This is a genomic window from Intrasporangium mesophilum (assembly GCF_054783095.1).
In genome coordinates this window covers 170,104-184,854 of record NZ_BAAGRF010000004.1, presented here as the reverse complement: position 1 = coordinate 184,854, position 14,751 = coordinate 170,104, and the positions used below count along the sequence as shown (strand labels likewise).

The 14,751-nt window shown below is 70.7% G+C and carries 14 protein-coding genes; 5 read left to right on the top strand and 9 right to left on the bottom strand.

Annotation, left to right across the window (positions count from 1 at the left end):
- A complete protein-coding gene (locus ACYVLP_RS04210) occupies nucleotides 1–987 on the bottom strand; it encodes a sugar phosphate isomerase/epimerase family protein (RefSeq protein ID WP_460626081.1) in 987 nt (328 codons plus the stop codon).
- A 74-nt stretch (nucleotides 988–1,061) separates the two neighbouring features.
- Nucleotides 1,062–2,249 carry a Gfo/Idh/MocA family protein gene (locus tag ACYVLP_RS04205; protein WP_460626080.1) on the bottom strand — a complete coding sequence of 396 codons (1,188 nt, stop codon included), beginning with the start codon at nucleotides 2,247–2,249 and terminating at the stop codon, nucleotides 1,062–1,064.
- A gap of 134 nt (nucleotides 2,250–2,383) precedes the next feature.
- On the opposite strand from ACYVLP_RS04205, the gene ACYVLP_RS04200 reads away from it, so the two are divergent.
- Nucleotides 2,384–3,442: a LacI family DNA-binding transcriptional regulator gene (locus tag ACYVLP_RS04200; RefSeq protein WP_460626079.1), complete on the top strand. Its 1,059-nt coding sequence runs from the start codon at nucleotides 2,384–2,386 to the stop codon at nucleotides 3,440–3,442.
- Nucleotides 3,443–3,494: 52 nt separating this feature from the next.
- Here ACYVLP_RS04200 and ACYVLP_RS04195 read toward each other — a convergent pair whose 3' ends face one another.
- On the bottom strand, nucleotides 3,495–4,250 hold the full coding sequence (locus tag ACYVLP_RS04195; RefSeq protein ID WP_460626377.1) for a TIM barrel protein: 756 nt from the start codon (nucleotides 4,248–4,250) through the stop codon (nucleotides 3,495–3,497).
- A 44-nt stretch (nucleotides 4,251–4,294) separates the two neighbouring features.
- Nucleotides 4,295–5,326: a Gfo/Idh/MocA family oxidoreductase gene (locus tag ACYVLP_RS04190; RefSeq protein ID WP_460626078.1), complete on the bottom strand. Its 1,032-nt coding sequence runs from the start codon at nucleotides 5,324–5,326 to the stop codon at nucleotides 4,295–4,297.
- 98 nt (nucleotides 5,327–5,424) lie between these two features.
- Between ACYVLP_RS04190 and ACYVLP_RS04185 the strand changes: the two genes are divergently transcribed.
- Nucleotides 5,425–6,438 (top strand): LacI family DNA-binding transcriptional regulator, encoded by a 1,014-nt coding sequence (locus ACYVLP_RS04185; protein WP_460626077.1) that lies wholly within the window; start codon nucleotides 5,425–5,427, stop codon nucleotides 6,436–6,438.
- A 15-nt stretch (nucleotides 6,439–6,453) separates the two neighbouring features.
- Here the strand turns inward: ACYVLP_RS04185 and ACYVLP_RS04180 are convergent, their stop codons facing one another.
- Complete coding sequence (locus ACYVLP_RS04180; RefSeq protein WP_460626076.1) at nucleotides 6,454–7,641, bottom strand: phytanoyl-CoA dioxygenase family protein; 1,188 nt, start codon at nucleotides 7,639–7,641, stop codon at nucleotides 6,454–6,456.
- A gap of 116 nt (nucleotides 7,642–7,757) precedes the next feature.
- Here ACYVLP_RS04180 and ACYVLP_RS04175 point away from each other — a divergent pair, with 116 nt between their 5' ends.
- Nucleotides 7,758–8,810, top strand: coding sequence for a LacI family DNA-binding transcriptional regulator (locus tag ACYVLP_RS04175; RefSeq protein ID WP_460626075.1), 1,053 nt, complete (start codon nucleotides 7,758–7,760; stop codon nucleotides 8,808–8,810).
- Between the two features lie 22 nt (nucleotides 8,811–8,832).
- Here ACYVLP_RS04175 and ACYVLP_RS04170 read toward each other — a convergent pair whose 3' ends face one another.
- From ACYVLP_RS04170 to ACYVLP_RS04160, 3 genes are all read right to left on the bottom strand, one after another.
- On the bottom strand, nucleotides 8,833–9,567 hold the full coding sequence (locus ACYVLP_RS04170; protein ID WP_460626074.1) for a sulfite exporter TauE/SafE family protein: 735 nt from the start codon (nucleotides 9,565–9,567) through the stop codon (nucleotides 8,833–8,835).
- A gap of 96 nt (nucleotides 9,568–9,663) precedes the next feature.
- Entirely contained in the window at nucleotides 9,664–10,224 is a 561-nt protein-coding gene (locus tag ACYVLP_RS04165) for a hypothetical protein (protein ID WP_460626073.1), read from the bottom strand.
- Between the two features lie 163 nt (nucleotides 10,225–10,387).
- Nucleotides 10,388–10,885: a MarR family winged helix-turn-helix transcriptional regulator gene (locus ACYVLP_RS04160; protein WP_460626072.1), complete on the bottom strand. Its 498-nt coding sequence runs from the start codon at nucleotides 10,883–10,885 to the stop codon at nucleotides 10,388–10,390.
- 40 nt (nucleotides 10,886–10,925) lie between these two features.
- Here ACYVLP_RS04160 and ACYVLP_RS04155 point away from each other — a divergent pair, with 40 nt between their 5' ends.
- Together ACYVLP_RS04155 and ACYVLP_RS04150 are read left to right on the top strand one after the other, a co-directional pair.
- A complete protein-coding gene (locus ACYVLP_RS04155) occupies nucleotides 10,926–11,912 on the top strand; it encodes an EamA family transporter (protein ID WP_460626071.1) in 987 nt (328 codons plus the stop codon).
- Nucleotides 11,913–11,997: 85 nt separating this feature from the next.
- Nucleotides 11,998–13,371 (top strand): dihydrolipoyl dehydrogenase family protein, encoded by a 1,374-nt coding sequence (locus tag ACYVLP_RS04150; RefSeq protein ID WP_460626070.1) that lies wholly within the window; start codon nucleotides 11,998–12,000, stop codon nucleotides 13,369–13,371.
- A gap of 98 nt (nucleotides 13,372–13,469) precedes the next feature.
- Here the strand turns inward: ACYVLP_RS04150 and ACYVLP_RS04145 are convergent, their stop codons facing one another.
- Nucleotides 13,470–14,729, bottom strand: coding sequence for an epoxide hydrolase family protein (locus tag ACYVLP_RS04145; protein ID WP_460626069.1), 1,260 nt, complete (start codon nucleotides 14,727–14,729; stop codon nucleotides 13,470–13,472).
- Nucleotides 14,730–14,751: the final 22 nt, after the last annotated feature.

The window sequence follows — 14,751 nt, the reverse complement described above, 5'->3', positions numbered from 1 at the left end:
TCAGAGCGCCTTCTCCGCCTCGATGAGCGTGTTGGCCGCGAAGCGCAACCCCTCGAGCTGGTCGAGCTCCTGGTCCTCGTGCTCGATGTTGACGGGCATGTCGGGGTCGATCTTGTGCAGGGCGCGGAGGAACTCGGTCCAGTACGCCGTGTCGTGGCCGCGGCCGACCGCGACGAAGTCCCACGACGAGTGCTTCGGCCAGCCGCTCAGGCTCGTGCCCCCACCGAGCGAGAGGTAGCCCGGCTCGCCCTCCGCGACCCGGCTGAAGGCGTCGTCGATGACGCCGTTGACCTTGGCGGCCTCGTTGATCCGGGTGTCCTTGGCTGCGGCGTTGTAGACGAGCTCACCGAGGTCGGCCACCGCGAGGACGGGGTCGATGCCTTGCCAGAAGAGGTGGCTGGGGTCCATCTCCGCGCCGACGTGCGTCGCGTTGATCTCCTCGGCGAGGCGGTGCATCGTGCGCGGGTTGAAGACGATGTTGCCCGGGTGCATCTCGATCGCGACCTTGACGTCGGCATCGGCCGCTCGGGCCTGGATGTCCTTCCAGTACGGGATCGCGACGCTCCACTGGTGGTCCTGCACGTCCAGGAACGGGCTCCACCAAGGGAGCGGGTTCCACACGGGGACAGTGGTGCCCGGCTCGCCGCCGGGCGTCCCGGACATCGTGACGAGGCGAGTGACGCCGAGCATGGCGGCGAGCTCGATGGAGTCGATCAGGTCCCGCGAGTGCGGGAATCCGGCCGCCGGGTGCAGCGGGTTGCCGTTGCAGTTGAGCGCCGTGAGGGTGAGGCCGCGGGAGGAGAACTCGCCGAGGTACTGCTGGCGCGCGTCCTCGCTGGAGCGAAGGTCGTCGATGGGCAGGTGGATCGGCGGGAGGAAGCCGCCAGAGTTGATCTCGACGCTGGTGAGTCCGAGGCCGGCGATGATGTCGAGGGCCTCGGGGAGCGACTTGTCCGCGAGACACGCGTTGTACGCACCGAGCTGCATGATGGATGGTCCTTTCCGGGGTGGTCTGTGACGTGCGGGGTGGGCTGCCTGGCCGGGCCTGGCCGTCTGGAGGCTCAGGCGCTCGTGGCGACGGAGACGCGCGCGCCGTCGGCCGCGGCCGAGCGGATGACCGCGTCGATGATCTTGAGGTCGCGCACGCCGTCCTCGAACGGCGCAACCGGGGGCAGGCCCTTGATGCCGGCGACCTGCTCGAGGAACGCTCGGGCCTGGTAGCCGAAGAGGTCGCCGACGCCGAACGAGCAGCCGGGGAAGTCCATGGGCAGGCCGCCCTTGACGTAGGGGTGAGCCGGCCCGGCGAGCACCTGGTTGTACCCGTCGAGTCCGTCGCCGCGGAGCTGGCGGATGACGCTGAACTCGGCGGGTCGGTCCATGTCCCACTTGGCGCCGCCGCGCTCGGCCATGATGTCGACCGCGAGCGAGTTGGCGTGGCCCGGTGCGATCCGGGAGATCGAGAACGTGCCGACGGCGCCGCTGGCGAAGTGCGCGGTGAACGTCGCGACGTCGTCGTTCTCGACGGGCTCCCACACGTCCGACAGCTCGGCCTTGGCGTGCCCGTACGTCGTGCCGAGCGGAACTGCACGCTCGGTGACCTTGGTCGCGAAAGCGCCGCCGCTCACGGAGTCCATTGGGCCGCAGACGAACTCGGACAGGTCGATGAGATGGCTGCCGATGTCCGCGAGCGCGCCGGTGCCGGGCCCGCCCTTGTAGCGCCAAGCCATCGGCGTCTCGGAGCTGCGCGCGTAGTCGCACCAGTAGCGGCCGTTGAAGTGCGACACCTCGCCGAGCTCGTCCTGCAGCAGGTCGCGGATCGCGGCGACGGCGGGCTGGCGCCGGTAGACGAAGCCGACTCCGGTCACCTGGTCGGGGTGCGCCTTTGCGGCGGCGACCATGGCCTGCGCGTCCTCGAGGCCGGCGGCGAGCGGCTTCTCGCAGAGGACGTGCTTGCCCGCGTCGAGAAGCTGCTCGACGATCTGCCGGTGCAGGTGGTTCGCGACGACGACGCTGACGACATGGACGTCGTCGGCGTCCAACAGGTCGCGCCAGTCGGTGCTGTGACGGTCGAAGCCGTATCGGGTTGCGGCGTCCTCGGCCACGGCCGCGTTCGCGTCGACCACGGCGGCATACCGGATCGGTGGCAGCGGAGGGTCGAACAGGGTCGGCGCGCTGCGGTAGCCCGCGCAGTGCGCGCGGCCGGCCATGCCGGCGCCGATGACGGCGACGCCGATGGGGGACGTGGTCATGATGTGCTCCTTCGAACATCAGTGGATGCGGTAGGCTTAAAGCGCTTTAAGAGAGTCTGCGGGGCGCACCGTCCCAGTGTCAACACTTTGTGCTGACAAACTTCCGACCATCGTCGTCGAGCGACAGGAGCCGTATGCCGTCCCGCCCGTCCCGCCCGTCCCGACCGTCCCGACCGTCCCGTCCGTCCCGTCCGAGGCTGGACGACGTCGCCGCGCGCGCTGGAGTGTCGACCGCTTCGGTCTCGCTCGTGCTGCGCGGCCTGCCGGGACCTTCGGAGTCGACGCGCGAGGCCGTCCTTCGAGCCGCCTCCGATCTCGGGTACCGGCCGGACCGGACCGCCAGCCTGCTCGCCCGGCGACGCACCCAGCTGCTCGGCGTCACGATGACCGTCAGCAACCCCTTCCACGCCGAGCTGCTCGAGGACCTCCAGGCCGCAGCCGACGAGCGGGGCTATGACGTGGTCGTCAGCCCACTGACGCGAACCCGTGACGAGCGGCGAGCGGTGGAGTCGCTCCTCGACTTCCGCTGCGAGGCGCTGCTGCTGCTGGGTCCGGCGATGTCCGACGACGACCTCGCCGCCCTCGCCGCAGAGCACCATGTCGTCGCCATCGGGCGTGCCGTCGACGTGCCGGGCATCGACGTGGTCCGGGCCGCGGACGACGTCGGCGTGGCGCTGGCCGTCGACCACCTGGCCGGCCTGGGGCATCGGGCGCTCGCCTTCGTCGACGGTCCGGCCGGGCCGATCTCGTCCGTTCGCCGCACGGCCTTCCGTTCGGCGGTGGGCCGTCTAGGCGTGCCTGCTGCGCGGGTCGTGCCCGGCGGTGCCACCGAGGAGGCGGGTCAGGATGCCGTGGCCGTGCTCGATGGCGCGCTCGCGTCCGGCGACGACTCGGTCACCGGACTGGTGTGCTTCAACGACCGCGCCGCCCTGGGAGCGCTGGATGCCTTGCGGCGCAAGCGGATCGACGTCCCGGCGGACGTGTCAGTCGTCGGCTATGACGACAGCCCGATAGCCCGGCTCGCAACGATCGACCTGACGACCGTCAGCCAGGCGCCGGAACCGATGGCGGTTGCCGCGGTCGAGGCCGCGACCCAGCGCCTGGACGAGGGTCGGGCCAAGCCCGTCGACATCGTGCTCGAACCGCACCTCGTCGTGCGAGGCACCACCGCACCGGCGCACCCCGTCGAGTGAGCGCTCCGTCCCACAGTCGAGTGAGCGCTCCGTCCCACTCGTCCCGTGCCGGTCAGAGGGTGAACGCGTCGCGGAACCGTTTGAGCGCCAGCTCGGAGTCGCCCGACGCGAACGCCTCGAGGCCGACCGGTCCGCGGTAGCCCATCTCGGCCAAGGCCGCGGCCACCGCGGGGTAGCTGATCTCGCCGGTCCCCGGCTCGCGTCGCCCTGGCACGTCCGCGACCTGGATCTCGCCGATCCACGGCAGCGCGCGGCGGCAGAGCTCGATGAGGTTCCCTTCACCGATCTGCGCGTGGTACAGGTCGAGCATCAGGCGCAGCTGCGGGCTGTCGACTGCTGAGACGAGCGCGAGGCAGTCGACGGCTCGAGCGAACGGCACGCCGGGGTGATCCACCTCCGTGTTGAGGTTCTCGAGCACGAACATGACACCCTCGCGCTCACCGAGCTCCGCCACACGCGCGAGCGTCTCTCGGGCGGTCAGCCACATCGCACCGGTGACCTCGGCCTCGGGGCGGACCGGCAGTCCCTTGTCGTCGAGTCCGGTGCCGTGCAGGTTGAGCCGGGGGATGCCGAGGCGCTTCGCGACGGGCACCGACTGCGCTGCGGTCGCGAGCAGCTCGTCGGCGCCTTCCCGGTCGCTCAGCCGACCCCGCACGTATCCGGTCATAGACGAGAAGGCCACGCCCTCGGCACGCAGGGCCTCGAGCGCGTCGAGGTCGTGCCGGGTCCAGTCCCAGATCTCGACGGCGAAGCCGAGCTCGTGGATCCGCCGGATGCGCTCGGCCACAGGCAGGTCGAGGAAGACCATCTCCGAGCTGACGGCGAGCTGGAACGGGCTTGCTGCGGTGGCGCTCACGCGGCCACCTCCCGGTCCGTGTCCCGCACGCTCACGGTTGTGCCGGTCTCGACCGCCTCGATGCAGGCGAGCGCGACCCGCAGCGCCGCGCGCGCGTCTGACGCGCCCACAGGCGGCTGCACACCGCTGCGAACCGCGGCACAGAAGGTAGCGAGCTCAGCGGCATACGCATCGCCGAAAAGGTCGGTGTCCGTCCGCGCCGTCGGCTGCGCGGCGCCATCAGTGGTCCACAGGGATGTGGTCAGGTGGGCGGGGCTGCCGGCGAGCACCATGCCTCCCGAGCCGAAGACCTCGGCGCGGACGTCGTAGCCGTATGCCGCAGAGAAACTGGCCTCGGCGACGCCGATGGCGCCGTTGTCGTACCTGACGGTCACCACCGCGGTGTCGAGCAGACCGGAGTCCTTGAAGTCCGGTGCGACCAGCGCGTCGGCCATGACACTGACCTCGACGGCGCGGCTGCCGGCGTTGAACCAGTTCAGGGCGTCGAAGTCGTGGATGAGGGTCTGCGTGAAGATCGTCCAGGGCGGGACGGAGCCCGGGTTCGCCAGACCTGGGTCGCGGGTCAGCGACCTGAGCAGGTGCGGCGCCCCGACCCGGCCTGACGCGACCGCGTCGTGCGCGGCCGAGAAGTCACGGGCGAACCGGCGGTTGAAGCCGACCTGGAGCGGGACCCCTGCAGAGTCGACGGCGGCGATCGCGCGGTCGGCATCGGCGAGAGTCATGGCCATCGGCTTCTCGACGAAGACGGCCTTTCCGGCGCGTGCCGCGGCGACGACGAGGTCGGCATGGGCAGTGCTCGCGCACGTGATCGCGACGGCCTCGATGCGCGGGTCGTCGATCAGGGCCTGCGCGTCCGTCAGCCACTCGACGTCGAGAGCCTCACCGAGACGGCGCGCAGCCTCCTCGACCGGGTCTGCAACGGCGACGAGCTCGGCCTCCGTGAGGCGTCGGGCGAGGGTCGTCGCGTGGTACGTGCCGATGCGGCCGCAGCCGATGAGCCCGAAACGGACGGGGTGCGTGGCGGTCATCTGAAGCTCCTTCGCTTGTCTACTAGAGCGCTCTAGTTCGATAGTGATGCCTCCGACCACTCCACGTCAAGGGACGTGGAGCGCTCTAGACTCGGGCCATGCCGAACCGGGTGACGATGGAGGACGTGGCCGCCAGAGCCGGCGTCTCGCGAGCTCTCGTGTCGATCGTGTTCCGGGGAGTCGCCGGCGCGTCTGACGAGACGCGGGCGCGGGTCCTGGCCGCCGCGCGCGAGCTCGACTACCGGCCCGACACCCGGGCGAGCCGCCTGGGCCGCGGACGCACCCGGATGCTCGGCGTCACCTTCGCCGTCGGACACGCCTTCCATGGCGAGCTCATCCGCAGCCTCTACGCGGAAGCCGACCGGGCGGCATATGAGGTGGTCCTGAGTGGCGTGACGCCAGACCGGCCGGATGCCGATGCGGTCGAGACCCTTCTCGCTGAGCGCTGTGAGGCGCTGTTGCTCGTCGGCAGCGAGCTGCCCGCGGCGGCGATGGGCCGGCTGGCCGAGCGTATGCCGGTCGTGAGCCTCCTTCGACCTGTACGGAACTCGTCGGTCGGCGTAGTGCGGACCGACGATGCGCTCGGCCTTCGTCTCGCGGTCGACCACCTGCGTTCACTCGGCCACCGTCGCGTTGCGCTCCTCGACGGTGGCCGCGCGGCCGGCGCAGCCGAACGGCGGCAGGGCTACCGACGCGGCATGCGGTCGGAGCCTCCGCAGGACGAGCAGGTGCTTGCGGGAGGGCTGACCGAGCTGGACGGCGCGGCTGCCGCAGAAGCGTTCCTGGCCCTCGCGGGGGACCGCCGTCCGACCGCCGTAGCCGCCTTCAACGACCGGTGCGCGCTGGGGTTCATCGACGTCGTGCGCCAGGCCGGACTGAGCGTCCCGGGCGACGTGTCGGTCGTGGGCTTCGACGACATCGACCAGGCCGCATACCCGCACGTCGCCCTGACAACCGTCCGGCAGGACCCGGCACTCCTCGGGGGAGCCGCCGTCCGGTGGGCGACATCGTGCCTGGACAGCCTTGCGGGAGAATCAAGTTCACGCGAGGGGCGGCTCATCAGGCCCGAACTGGTGGTCCGCCGCACCACCGCCCCGACCCAGATCGAGTGAGCGACGGAGGGAGCCTCAGTGGCTCTCCCGCGCGCGGGACTGGGCGGTGAGCCGGTCGGCCAGCTCGGCGGCTCCTGTTCCGGCGACGAGCGCCTGGCGCACGAGGTCGGCCTGGCTCGGGGGCGCCATCCCTCCGATGGGCTGGTCGCGGTCGAGGTTCGTCGGGAAGGCGTAGCCCTCGGCGGTCGCGGCGACCGCGTTCGCGAGCTCACCCTCAGGGCGGCCGGCAGCCTTGGCCGCGAGCAGCGCCGGGTAGACGGCCTCGACGACCCGCTGCCGGTCGACGGTCTCCATGGCGCGCCCGAAGGCGGACGAGATCTGCAGCAGGTTGGCCATGCGCCGGATGTCCGTCGAGTGGTTGGTGCCCGCGGCGTGGAACAGGGCCGGGTTGAAGAAGACGGCGTCGCCCTTCGCGAGCGGCAGCTGCACGTGGTTGGCGACGAAGTAGTCCTGGAACTCGGGCCGCTGGTAGGCGACGTAGCCGTGTGCGTACTTCTGGCTGTGCGGGAGATACAGGGTCGGGCCGGACTCGACCGGCATGTCGCAGTGCGCCACCGCGCCTTGGAGGGTCAGCGTCTGGGAGAGCGCGTGGACGTGGCCGGGGTAGAGCGCGCACACGTCGTCGTTCTGGAAGCCGAGGTGGTAGTCGCGGTGGACGGTCTGGCCTGCACCGCCGGGGTTCACGACGTTGACCTGCGAGGTCACCTGGTAGCCGGGGCCGAGCCAGGCGGTCGAGGCGAGGGCGACGATGTCGTTGGCGTAGTAGTCGACGAAGGCCCCGGGGTCGGCGACCGCGAGCTTCTCGAGGGCGTTCCAGACCCGGTCGTTGGCACCCGGCTTGGCGAAGTGGTCACCGGACTGCATGCCGGCAGAGCGCTGCTCGGCGATCATCGCCTCGAACGCCTCGGTCACCCGGTCGACGGTCTCCGGAGTGAACGCGCCCTCGAAGACGACGATGCCGGGGCCGTCCGAGAGAGCTCGCGCAAGCTCGGCGAGCAGGCTCCGGCGTGCCGCCGAGTCGCTGAGTATGCCGGCCAGCCCGGCCGCGTCGTAGACCACCACGCCCTGCTCGACCGTTGCGGCGTGCGGGTAGTCGTCGAGGTCGGTGCGGTCCTCGAGCACGGCGACGAGATCCTCCAGGTGGCAGTCCTCGGGGACGAGCCAGTGCGGGGCGGGGCTTGAGGTTGGGCGGGTCACGGTCACGATGTCCTCCTCGACGGGCGGCCGGGGTGTTGGGGTCCCTCTCAGCATGCGGCTGTGGCGAGCGAGCGCGCCGGCCGGAACCCCTCAGAAACCCATCAGCGGCTAGCGTGGAGACCATGACCCGACGCGTCCCGCGGACGCACCGCGTGAGCGACATCGCCGAGCAGTCCGGTCTGTCCGAGGCCACCGTCGACCGGGTGCTGCACGGTCGCGCAGGGGCGAGCGCGCGTGCGTTTCGTGCCGTCGAGCAGGCCGTGCTCGACCTCGACCGCCAGGCGTCACAGCTGCGGATCGCCTCACGGACCTTCGTCGTCGACGTCGTCATGCAGGCGCCCGAGCGGTTCTCCGAGGCCGTGCGACGGGCGGTCGAGGCCGAGCTCCCCGCGGCGCGACCGGCCGTGGTCAGAGCCCGGTTCGACCTGCGGGAGAGCGCCGACCCGGCCGCGGCCGTCGCCTCCCTCGACGCCGTCGGACGGCGTGGACGACTGTCCCACGGAGTCCTGCTCAAAGCCCCGGACGACCCAGTAGTGGCCGCTGCCGCGAGGCGGGTCGTGGCCCGCGGGATCCCGGTGGTCACCCTGGTCACCGACGTGCACGACTCCGAGAGGGCGGCATACATCGGGCTCGACAACACCGCCGCGGGCGACACCGCGGCCTACCTCGTCTCGCGTTGGCTCGGCACGTCCGGTGGCACGGTGCTCGTCACGATGAGCAGGTCGTCGTTCTTCGGCGAGCGTGAGCGGGTGGACGCCTTCGTGGCCCGGCTGGCAGCGACGACGCCCGGGCTGCGGACGTGTGTCGTCACGGACACCGACGGGCTCGACGAGACTCTGGGCGCGGAGGTCCGCGACGCACTTCGCGGTGACACGTCTGTCTGCGCGGTCTACTCCGTCGGTGGCGGAAACCGTGCAATTGCAAGGGAGTTCGAGACAGCGGGGCGGGACTGCCAGGTCTTCGTCGCACATGACCTCGATGCCGACAACCTCGACCTGCTGCGTGCAGGCGTCGTGTCGGCGGTGCTGCACCACGACCTCCAGGCCGACATGCGGCGTGCCCTGCGGCAGGTCATGCGCGCGCATCACGTCCTGCCCGGCGCGCCGACGTCGGTGCCGGCGAACGTCGAGGTGGTGACGCCGTACAACATCCCCGGGCGGCTCGCGCCCGAGTGACCCCAGCTCGTGCAGACGGCTCTCAGCGGACGACGAGGGCGAGCGCCGACACGACGGTGGCGGCCAGCACCAGCTGGTCGAAGCGGGTCTGGCTCAGGCGGCGGGCGGTGTGCAGGCCGACCCAGCACCCGACCAGGACGAAGGGTGCCAGGGCCAGGGTCCGCCAGGCGGTGGCCCCGGTGAACAGGCCGAGCCCGAAGCTGAAGGGCAGCTTGCACAGGTTGACGACGAAGAAGAACACGGCGCTGGTGCCCAGGAACCGCAGCTTCTCGACCCCTTGCGCGACGAGGTAGAGCGTCATGACCGGGCCTGCAGCGTTGGCGGTCATCGTGGCGAACCCGGCTGCGACGCCGGTCCCGAGGGCGGCCGTCTGCGACGAGGCCACCCGAGTCGTGTCGGGCGAGCGCCAGGTCAGGAGCAGCTGCATCACCGCGAGCACGAGCAGGAGGATCCCGATGGCGCGCCGCAGAGTGGTGTCGTCGACCCACCACAGGAACACGGCACCCAGCGCCAGCCCCGGAATCACCGCTGGCACAAGGCGTTTGAGCAAGGCGTAGTCTGCCTGGCGCCGGTAGTGCCACACCGCGACGCAGTCGCCGATGATGAGCAGGAGCAGGATCGCGGCGGTCGACTCGCGGGTCGGCAGCACGAAGGCGAAGATCGCCACCGCGACGCTGCCCATGCCGCCGATCGCCGTCTTGGCGAACCCGACGAGCAGCGCCGCGATGGCGAGCAGCGCGAGTGCCCCAACCGTCATGCCACCGGAGCGTATGCTGCTTGCCGCCTTGCGCGCTCTAGTGGTCAGCAGGTGAGGCGGCCTGGTTGCTCACGTGACTCCTGTGGCGGTTGCGGCTCAGGTGGTCGTGGAGGCCGGTGCCGGGGTCTCGGTCCCGCCTTGGCCGCCAGGCTGCCCACCGGACTGCCCACCGGACTGCCCACCCGGCCGGCCGCCGGCGTGGTCACCCGGACCGCCTTGGCCCATCTCCTGCACGTTCGTCACGGCGAAGCTCGCGTCCACCTGGACGATGATGTGCGTGCCGTCGGTGCGCACCATGTGCGCTTCATAGACGCCGTCGGAGTCGGTCTCGACCCGCTCGATGGTGGCGTTCGGCTCCTTGGCCTTGGCCGCGGCGGTCACCTTGGCAGCGGTGTCGCCGGTGAGCAGCTGCTCGTCGGAGCGCATCGGCTTGCTCGGGTCGGTGTTGCCGTTCGGCGCGCCGCCCCGGCTCTCTCCGCTACCGGATCCCGTGCCGCCGGGTGCACCGTTCGGGGCGCCGTAGCCGTTCCCGGGCTGCCCCGAGTAGCCGGCGATCTCGGTCGACCCGGCCGCGTTGGCCAGCGATGCCGCACCGATGGCGATGCCTGCTGCCGCGAGTATTCCGACCCCTGCGAGTGCCATTCGCTTGCTGTTCATACGGACTCCTTGATCTGTCGCAGTGGCCGTCTGCCACTGCCGTCAACGGTCGGGAGCCGTCCTGTCAGGACTCCGTGTCCGACCCCAGCCGGGCGTATGAGTCGCCGTCGTCACGCACAGCACATGGGCACAGGGCCACTCCGACACGGCCCCGGGAGTCTGGTCATGCACCGAGACCGGCGCCAAGCTTGGCGAGCAACGTTGCGAGAGTGCGCCGTTCGCTCGCGGTCAGACTCTCGAGCAGGCGTCGCTCGTTCGCGAGGTGGTCGGCCATGGCGGCGTCGATGAGGTCGCGGCCGGTGCTGGTCAGCCCGACGATCCGGCTTCGCCGGTCCCCTTCGGAGATGCGCCGCTCGACCAGGCCGGCACCCTCGAGGCGGTCGAGCCGCTTGGTGACCGCGCCCGAGGTCACCATCGTCTGCTCCATCAGCTCAGTGGGAGTCAGCTCGTACGGGGCCCCCGAGCGACGCAGTGTCGCGAGCACGTCGAAGTCGCCCTCGCCGAGGCCGTGCGCGTTGTAGACCGGGACAAGCTCCGCGGTCAGCGCGAGCGCCACCCGGTGCAGCCGGCCGATGACGAGGATCGGGCTCGCGTCCAGGTCGGGTCGCTCGGTGGCCCACTGGTCGACGACATGCTGCACATGGTCTGCGGGATGGTCCATGCGTTGGAATATATCTTCCTGAGAAGGTATTTTACCTTCCATGGAAGGTAACAAGAGCCAGTGGGCGACCATCGCGCTGACCGCGGTGCCAGCCGCTGTGTGGGGGTCGACGTATGCCGTCACGCAGGAGTGGCTGCCACCTGGGCGTCCGCTCTTCGCGGCCACCGTTCGCGCCCTTCCGGTCGGCCTGCTCATGCTGTTGTGGGTCCGGCGCCTGCCTCGCGGTGACTGGTGGTGGCGGTCCGCCGTGCTCGGGGCCCTGAACATCGGAGTGTTCTACGCGCTGCTGTTCCTCGCGGCATATCGTCTCCCCAGCGGGCTGGGAGCGACCATGGTCGCAACCGCGCCGATGGTGACGATGACGGTCGCGTGGCTGCTGCTCAGCGAGCGCCCAGCCCGGGTCTCCTTGGCCGCCAGTGTGGTCGGCCTCTTCGGCGTCGGCCTGCTCGTGCTGCAGAACGGCCTGGACAAGCCGCTCGACGCGGTCGGCCTCGTCGCGGGAATGCTTGCGGTCATCTCGTCGTCCGTCGGCTTCGTGCTGACGAAGAAGTGGACTCCCCAGGCGGACGTCCTCACGAGCACCTCGTGGCAGCTCGTCGCCGGTGGCCTCGTTCTCCTGCCGCTCGGCCTCGTCGTCGAAGGCGCGCCGCCGGCGCTCGACCTGCCCGCGATCGGCGCTCTGGCCTACCTGGGCCTGCTCGGCAGCGGGGTCGCGTACGTCCTCTGGTTCCGCGGGCTGTCCGTGCTCGGGCCCACGTCGGCGTCGATCATCGGCCTCGTGAACCCTGTCGTCGGGGTCCTGCTCGGCGTCGTCGTCCTCGGCGAGCACTTCGGCCCGGTGCACCTCGTCGCGATGGTCCTCATCGTCGCCAGCGTGCTCGCGGCGCAGCCGCCGGTGCGGGCCATCATTTGGGCTCGCTCCGCTCGCCGTGTCCGGCGCGCCTTCACGTCGCGCCTTCCCTCCTCGACTCGCTCGCTGGCGCTCGCTTCGCTCGTCAGTCCAGGCGCGACGCGCGCCGAACAATGACATGGGCTCGCTCCGCTCGCCGTGTCCGGCGCGCCCTGACGTCGCGCCTCTCGACCGCAACGGTCTTCATGGGTAAGGGTGTGCCATGGCCAACTCCGACCGCACCTTCGATGTCATCGTCATCGGCCTCGGGCCAGGTGGTGAGTATGTTGCCGGGACCCTCGCCGAGCGGGGCCTTCGGGTCCTCGGCATCGACAACCGCCTCGTCGGTGGCGAGTGCCCGTACTGGGGCTGCATCCCGTCGAAGATGATCATCCGCGCCGCGGACGCCCTCGCCGAGGCTCGACGCGTCCCCGACCTCGCCGGCACGGTCACCGACGTGAGTCCCGACTGGGGCGTGGTCGCCAAGCGGATCCGCGACGAGGCGACCGACTCGTGGAACGACCAGGTGGCGGTCGACCGGCTCACCGGCAAGGGCGCCACCTTCGTCCGCGGCACCGGCGTGATCCGCGGTCGCGGCGTCGTCGAGGTCAACGGCACGGAGTACACCGCGACGCGGGGCATCGTCGTGAACACCGGGACCACCGCAGTGGTCCCGCCGATCGAGGGCCTGGCCGACGTTCCCCACTGGACCAACCACGAGGTCATCGAGGCCCCCGAGCTGCCCGAGAGCCTCATCGTGCTCGGCGGAGGCGCGATCGGGTGCGAGCTGAGCCAAGCCGTGGCGCGGTTCGGCACCCGGGTCACCATCGTCGAAGCGGCCGACCGGCTGCTCGCGCTCGACGAGCCCGAGGCCTCAGAGATCCTCGCGAAGACCTTCGACGCTGAAGGCATCGCTGTCCGCTTGGGCGCCAAGGCAACCCGCGTCGAGAAGGCGGGTGACGGCATACGCGTGACGCTCGAAGACGGATCCTCCGTCGAGGCCGAGCGGATCCTCGTCGCGACGGGACGGCGGGCGAACGTGAAGGGCGTTGGCCTGCCCAGCGTCGGCGTCCCGGAGGATGCGCGGACCGTGTCGGTCGACGACCGCTGCCGCGTGACGGACGGGGTGTGGGCCGTCGGCGACATCACGGGTGAGGGGGCCTTCACCCACGTGTCGATGTACCAGGGAGGCATCGTCGTCCGGGACATCCTCGGCGAGGACGGTCCGCCCGCGGAGTATGCCGCCCTGCCGCACGTGACGTTCACGGACCCCGAGGTGGGTGCCGTCGGGCTCACCGAGGCCCAGGCCCGCCAGCGCCTCGCGTCCGTAGCCGTCGGGTCGACCCCGATGGGATCGACCACGCGCGGGTGGATCGTCAAGGCCGACGGCATCATCAAGGTCGTCGCCGACCTCGAGCGCGGCGTTCTCGTCGGGGCGACGACCATGGGTCCGGCCGGCGGAGAGGTGCTCGGGGCGCTCGCGGTGGCCGTGCACGGCCAGGTGCCGATCGCGCGTCTCCGGTCGATGATCTACGCGTACCCGACCCTGCACCGCGGGATCGAGGCCGCCCTCGCCGACCTCGCCGAGCACTCCTGACCCCGCCCTTCTGCGGCAACACACCGAGAAACCGCGAGGTCCTGCGGAAATAACCGTCGGAGCATGCAGCTTCTCGGTGTGTTGCCAGGTCAGACACGTCAGCGAAGCGGCCGGTAGAACGCCCGGAGGTCGTCGGTGAGCAGGCCGGGCACCTCCATGGCGGCGAAGTGCCCGCCCCGGTCGAACTCCGACCAGTGCCCGATCGTGCCGTCCCGGTCGAGCAGGCTGCGGATCGTCGTGTCCGCGGCGAACACCGCGACACCGGTCGGCGGCCCCGCGGGCGCGTCCCAGCCTCCGCCAGACCCCGAGCCCTCGGACTCGCCGGCCGCTGTGGCCTGCTGGGCCGCGAAGGCCCGCCAGGCGCGCATCCCTTCGTAGACCGCGTGCGCTGTCGACGCGCCGGACCTGGTGAACCAGTACAGACTGACGTTGGTCAGCAGCTGGTCCCTGTCGACGGCCTGGTCCGGCTCGATGTTCGCGGGGTCCGTCCACTCATGGAACTTCTCGACGATCCACGCCAGCTGTCCGACCGGCGAGTCGGTGAGTGCGTAGGCGAGAGTCTGCGGACGGGTCGACTGGATCGCGAGGTAGCCGGTCCCGTCTTCGCGAAATGCATTGTGCCGCAAGGCCCGATCGCGATCGGCCCCGGTGAGGGTCTCGACCTCGAGAGGTGGGTCGAAGGGCGCGGCGGCGCCCGTCCCGCTGAGGTGCACGCCGATGACCCGTCCGGGGTCGACGATGGGCAGCATCCCGGCCACGCCGGATCCCACATCGGTGCCGTGGACCGCATACCGGTCGTACCCCAGCCGCCGCATGAGCTCGGCCCATGCCTGGGCAACGGCGAAGAGGTTGAAGCCCGCGGGCCCCAGGGGCGTCGAGAACCCGTAGCCGGGCAGGGACGGGATGACGAGGTGGAACGCGTCTGAGGCGTCGCCGCCATGGGAGGCCGGGTCGGTGAGTGGACCGACGACGCGGGTGAACTCGACGGGCGAGCTCGGCCAGCCGTGCGTCAGCAGCAACGGGACCGCATCCGGTTCAGGCGACCTGACGTGGAAGAAGTGGATCGTCTGGCCGTCGATCTCTGTCGTGAACTGGTCGAGCTCGTTGAGTGCGGATTCAACTGAGCGCCAGTCAAACTCGTTCCGCCAGTACTCGGCGAGTCGGTGCAGGTATGCCGGGGGCACCCCTCGACTCCAGTCTTCGGGTTCGTCGCCGGCCCGGTCCGCGGGCCAGCGGGTGCTGCCCAACCGCGCGACGAGATCGTCGAGGTCGGGCTGCGGGATGTCGATCCGGAAGGGTCGGATGTCGGTGCTCGAGGTGGTTGGCGTGGTTGGCGTGGTGCTCCTGTCGGTGTTCATGCCTTCACGCTAGGAAGGATCG

Coding starts and splice junctions, on each gene's coding strand:
- ACYVLP_RS04145 (WP_460626069.1), bottom strand. CDS start 14,729: ATGAACACCGACAGGAGCACCACGCCAACCACGCCAACCACCTCGAGC.
- ACYVLP_RS04155 (WP_460626071.1), top strand. CDS start 10,926: ATGGAAGGTAACAAGAGCCAGTGGGCGACCATCGCGCTGACCGCGGTG.
- ACYVLP_RS04175 (WP_460626075.1), top strand. CDS start 7,758: ATGACCCGACGCGTCCCGCGGACGCACCGCGTGAGCGACATCGCCGAG.
- ACYVLP_RS04210 (WP_460626081.1), bottom strand. CDS start 987: ATGCAGCTCGGTGCGTACAACGCGTGTCTCGCGGACAAGTCGCTCCCC.
- ACYVLP_RS04195 (WP_460626377.1), bottom strand. CDS start 4,250: ATGGTCTTCCTCGACCTGCCTGTGGCCGAGCGCATCCGGCGGATCCAC.
- ACYVLP_RS04200 (WP_460626079.1), top strand. CDS start 2,384: ATGCCGTCCCGCCCGTCCCGCCCGTCCCGACCGTCCCGACCGTCCCGT.
- ACYVLP_RS04205 (WP_460626080.1), bottom strand. CDS start 2,249: ATGACCACGTCCCCCATCGGCGTCGCCGTCATCGGCGCCGGCATGGCC.
- ACYVLP_RS04170 (WP_460626074.1), bottom strand. CDS start 9,567: ATGACGGTTGGGGCACTCGCGCTGCTCGCCATCGCGGCGCTGCTCGTC.
- ACYVLP_RS04160 (WP_460626072.1), bottom strand. CDS start 10,885: ATGGACCATCCCGCAGACCATGTGCAGCATGTCGTCGACCAGTGGGCC.
- ACYVLP_RS04185 (WP_460626077.1), top strand. CDS start 5,425: ATGCCGAACCGGGTGACGATGGAGGACGTGGCCGCCAGAGCCGGCGTC.
- ACYVLP_RS04165 (WP_460626073.1), bottom strand. CDS start 10,224: ATGAACAGCAAGCGAATGGCACTCGCAGGGGTCGGAATACTCGCGGCA.
- ACYVLP_RS04190 (WP_460626078.1), bottom strand. CDS start 5,326: ATGACCGCCACGCACCCCGTCCGTTTCGGGCTCATCGGCTGCGGCCGC.
- ACYVLP_RS04150 (WP_460626070.1), top strand. CDS start 11,998: ATGGCCAACTCCGACCGCACCTTCGATGTCATCGTCATCGGCCTCGGG.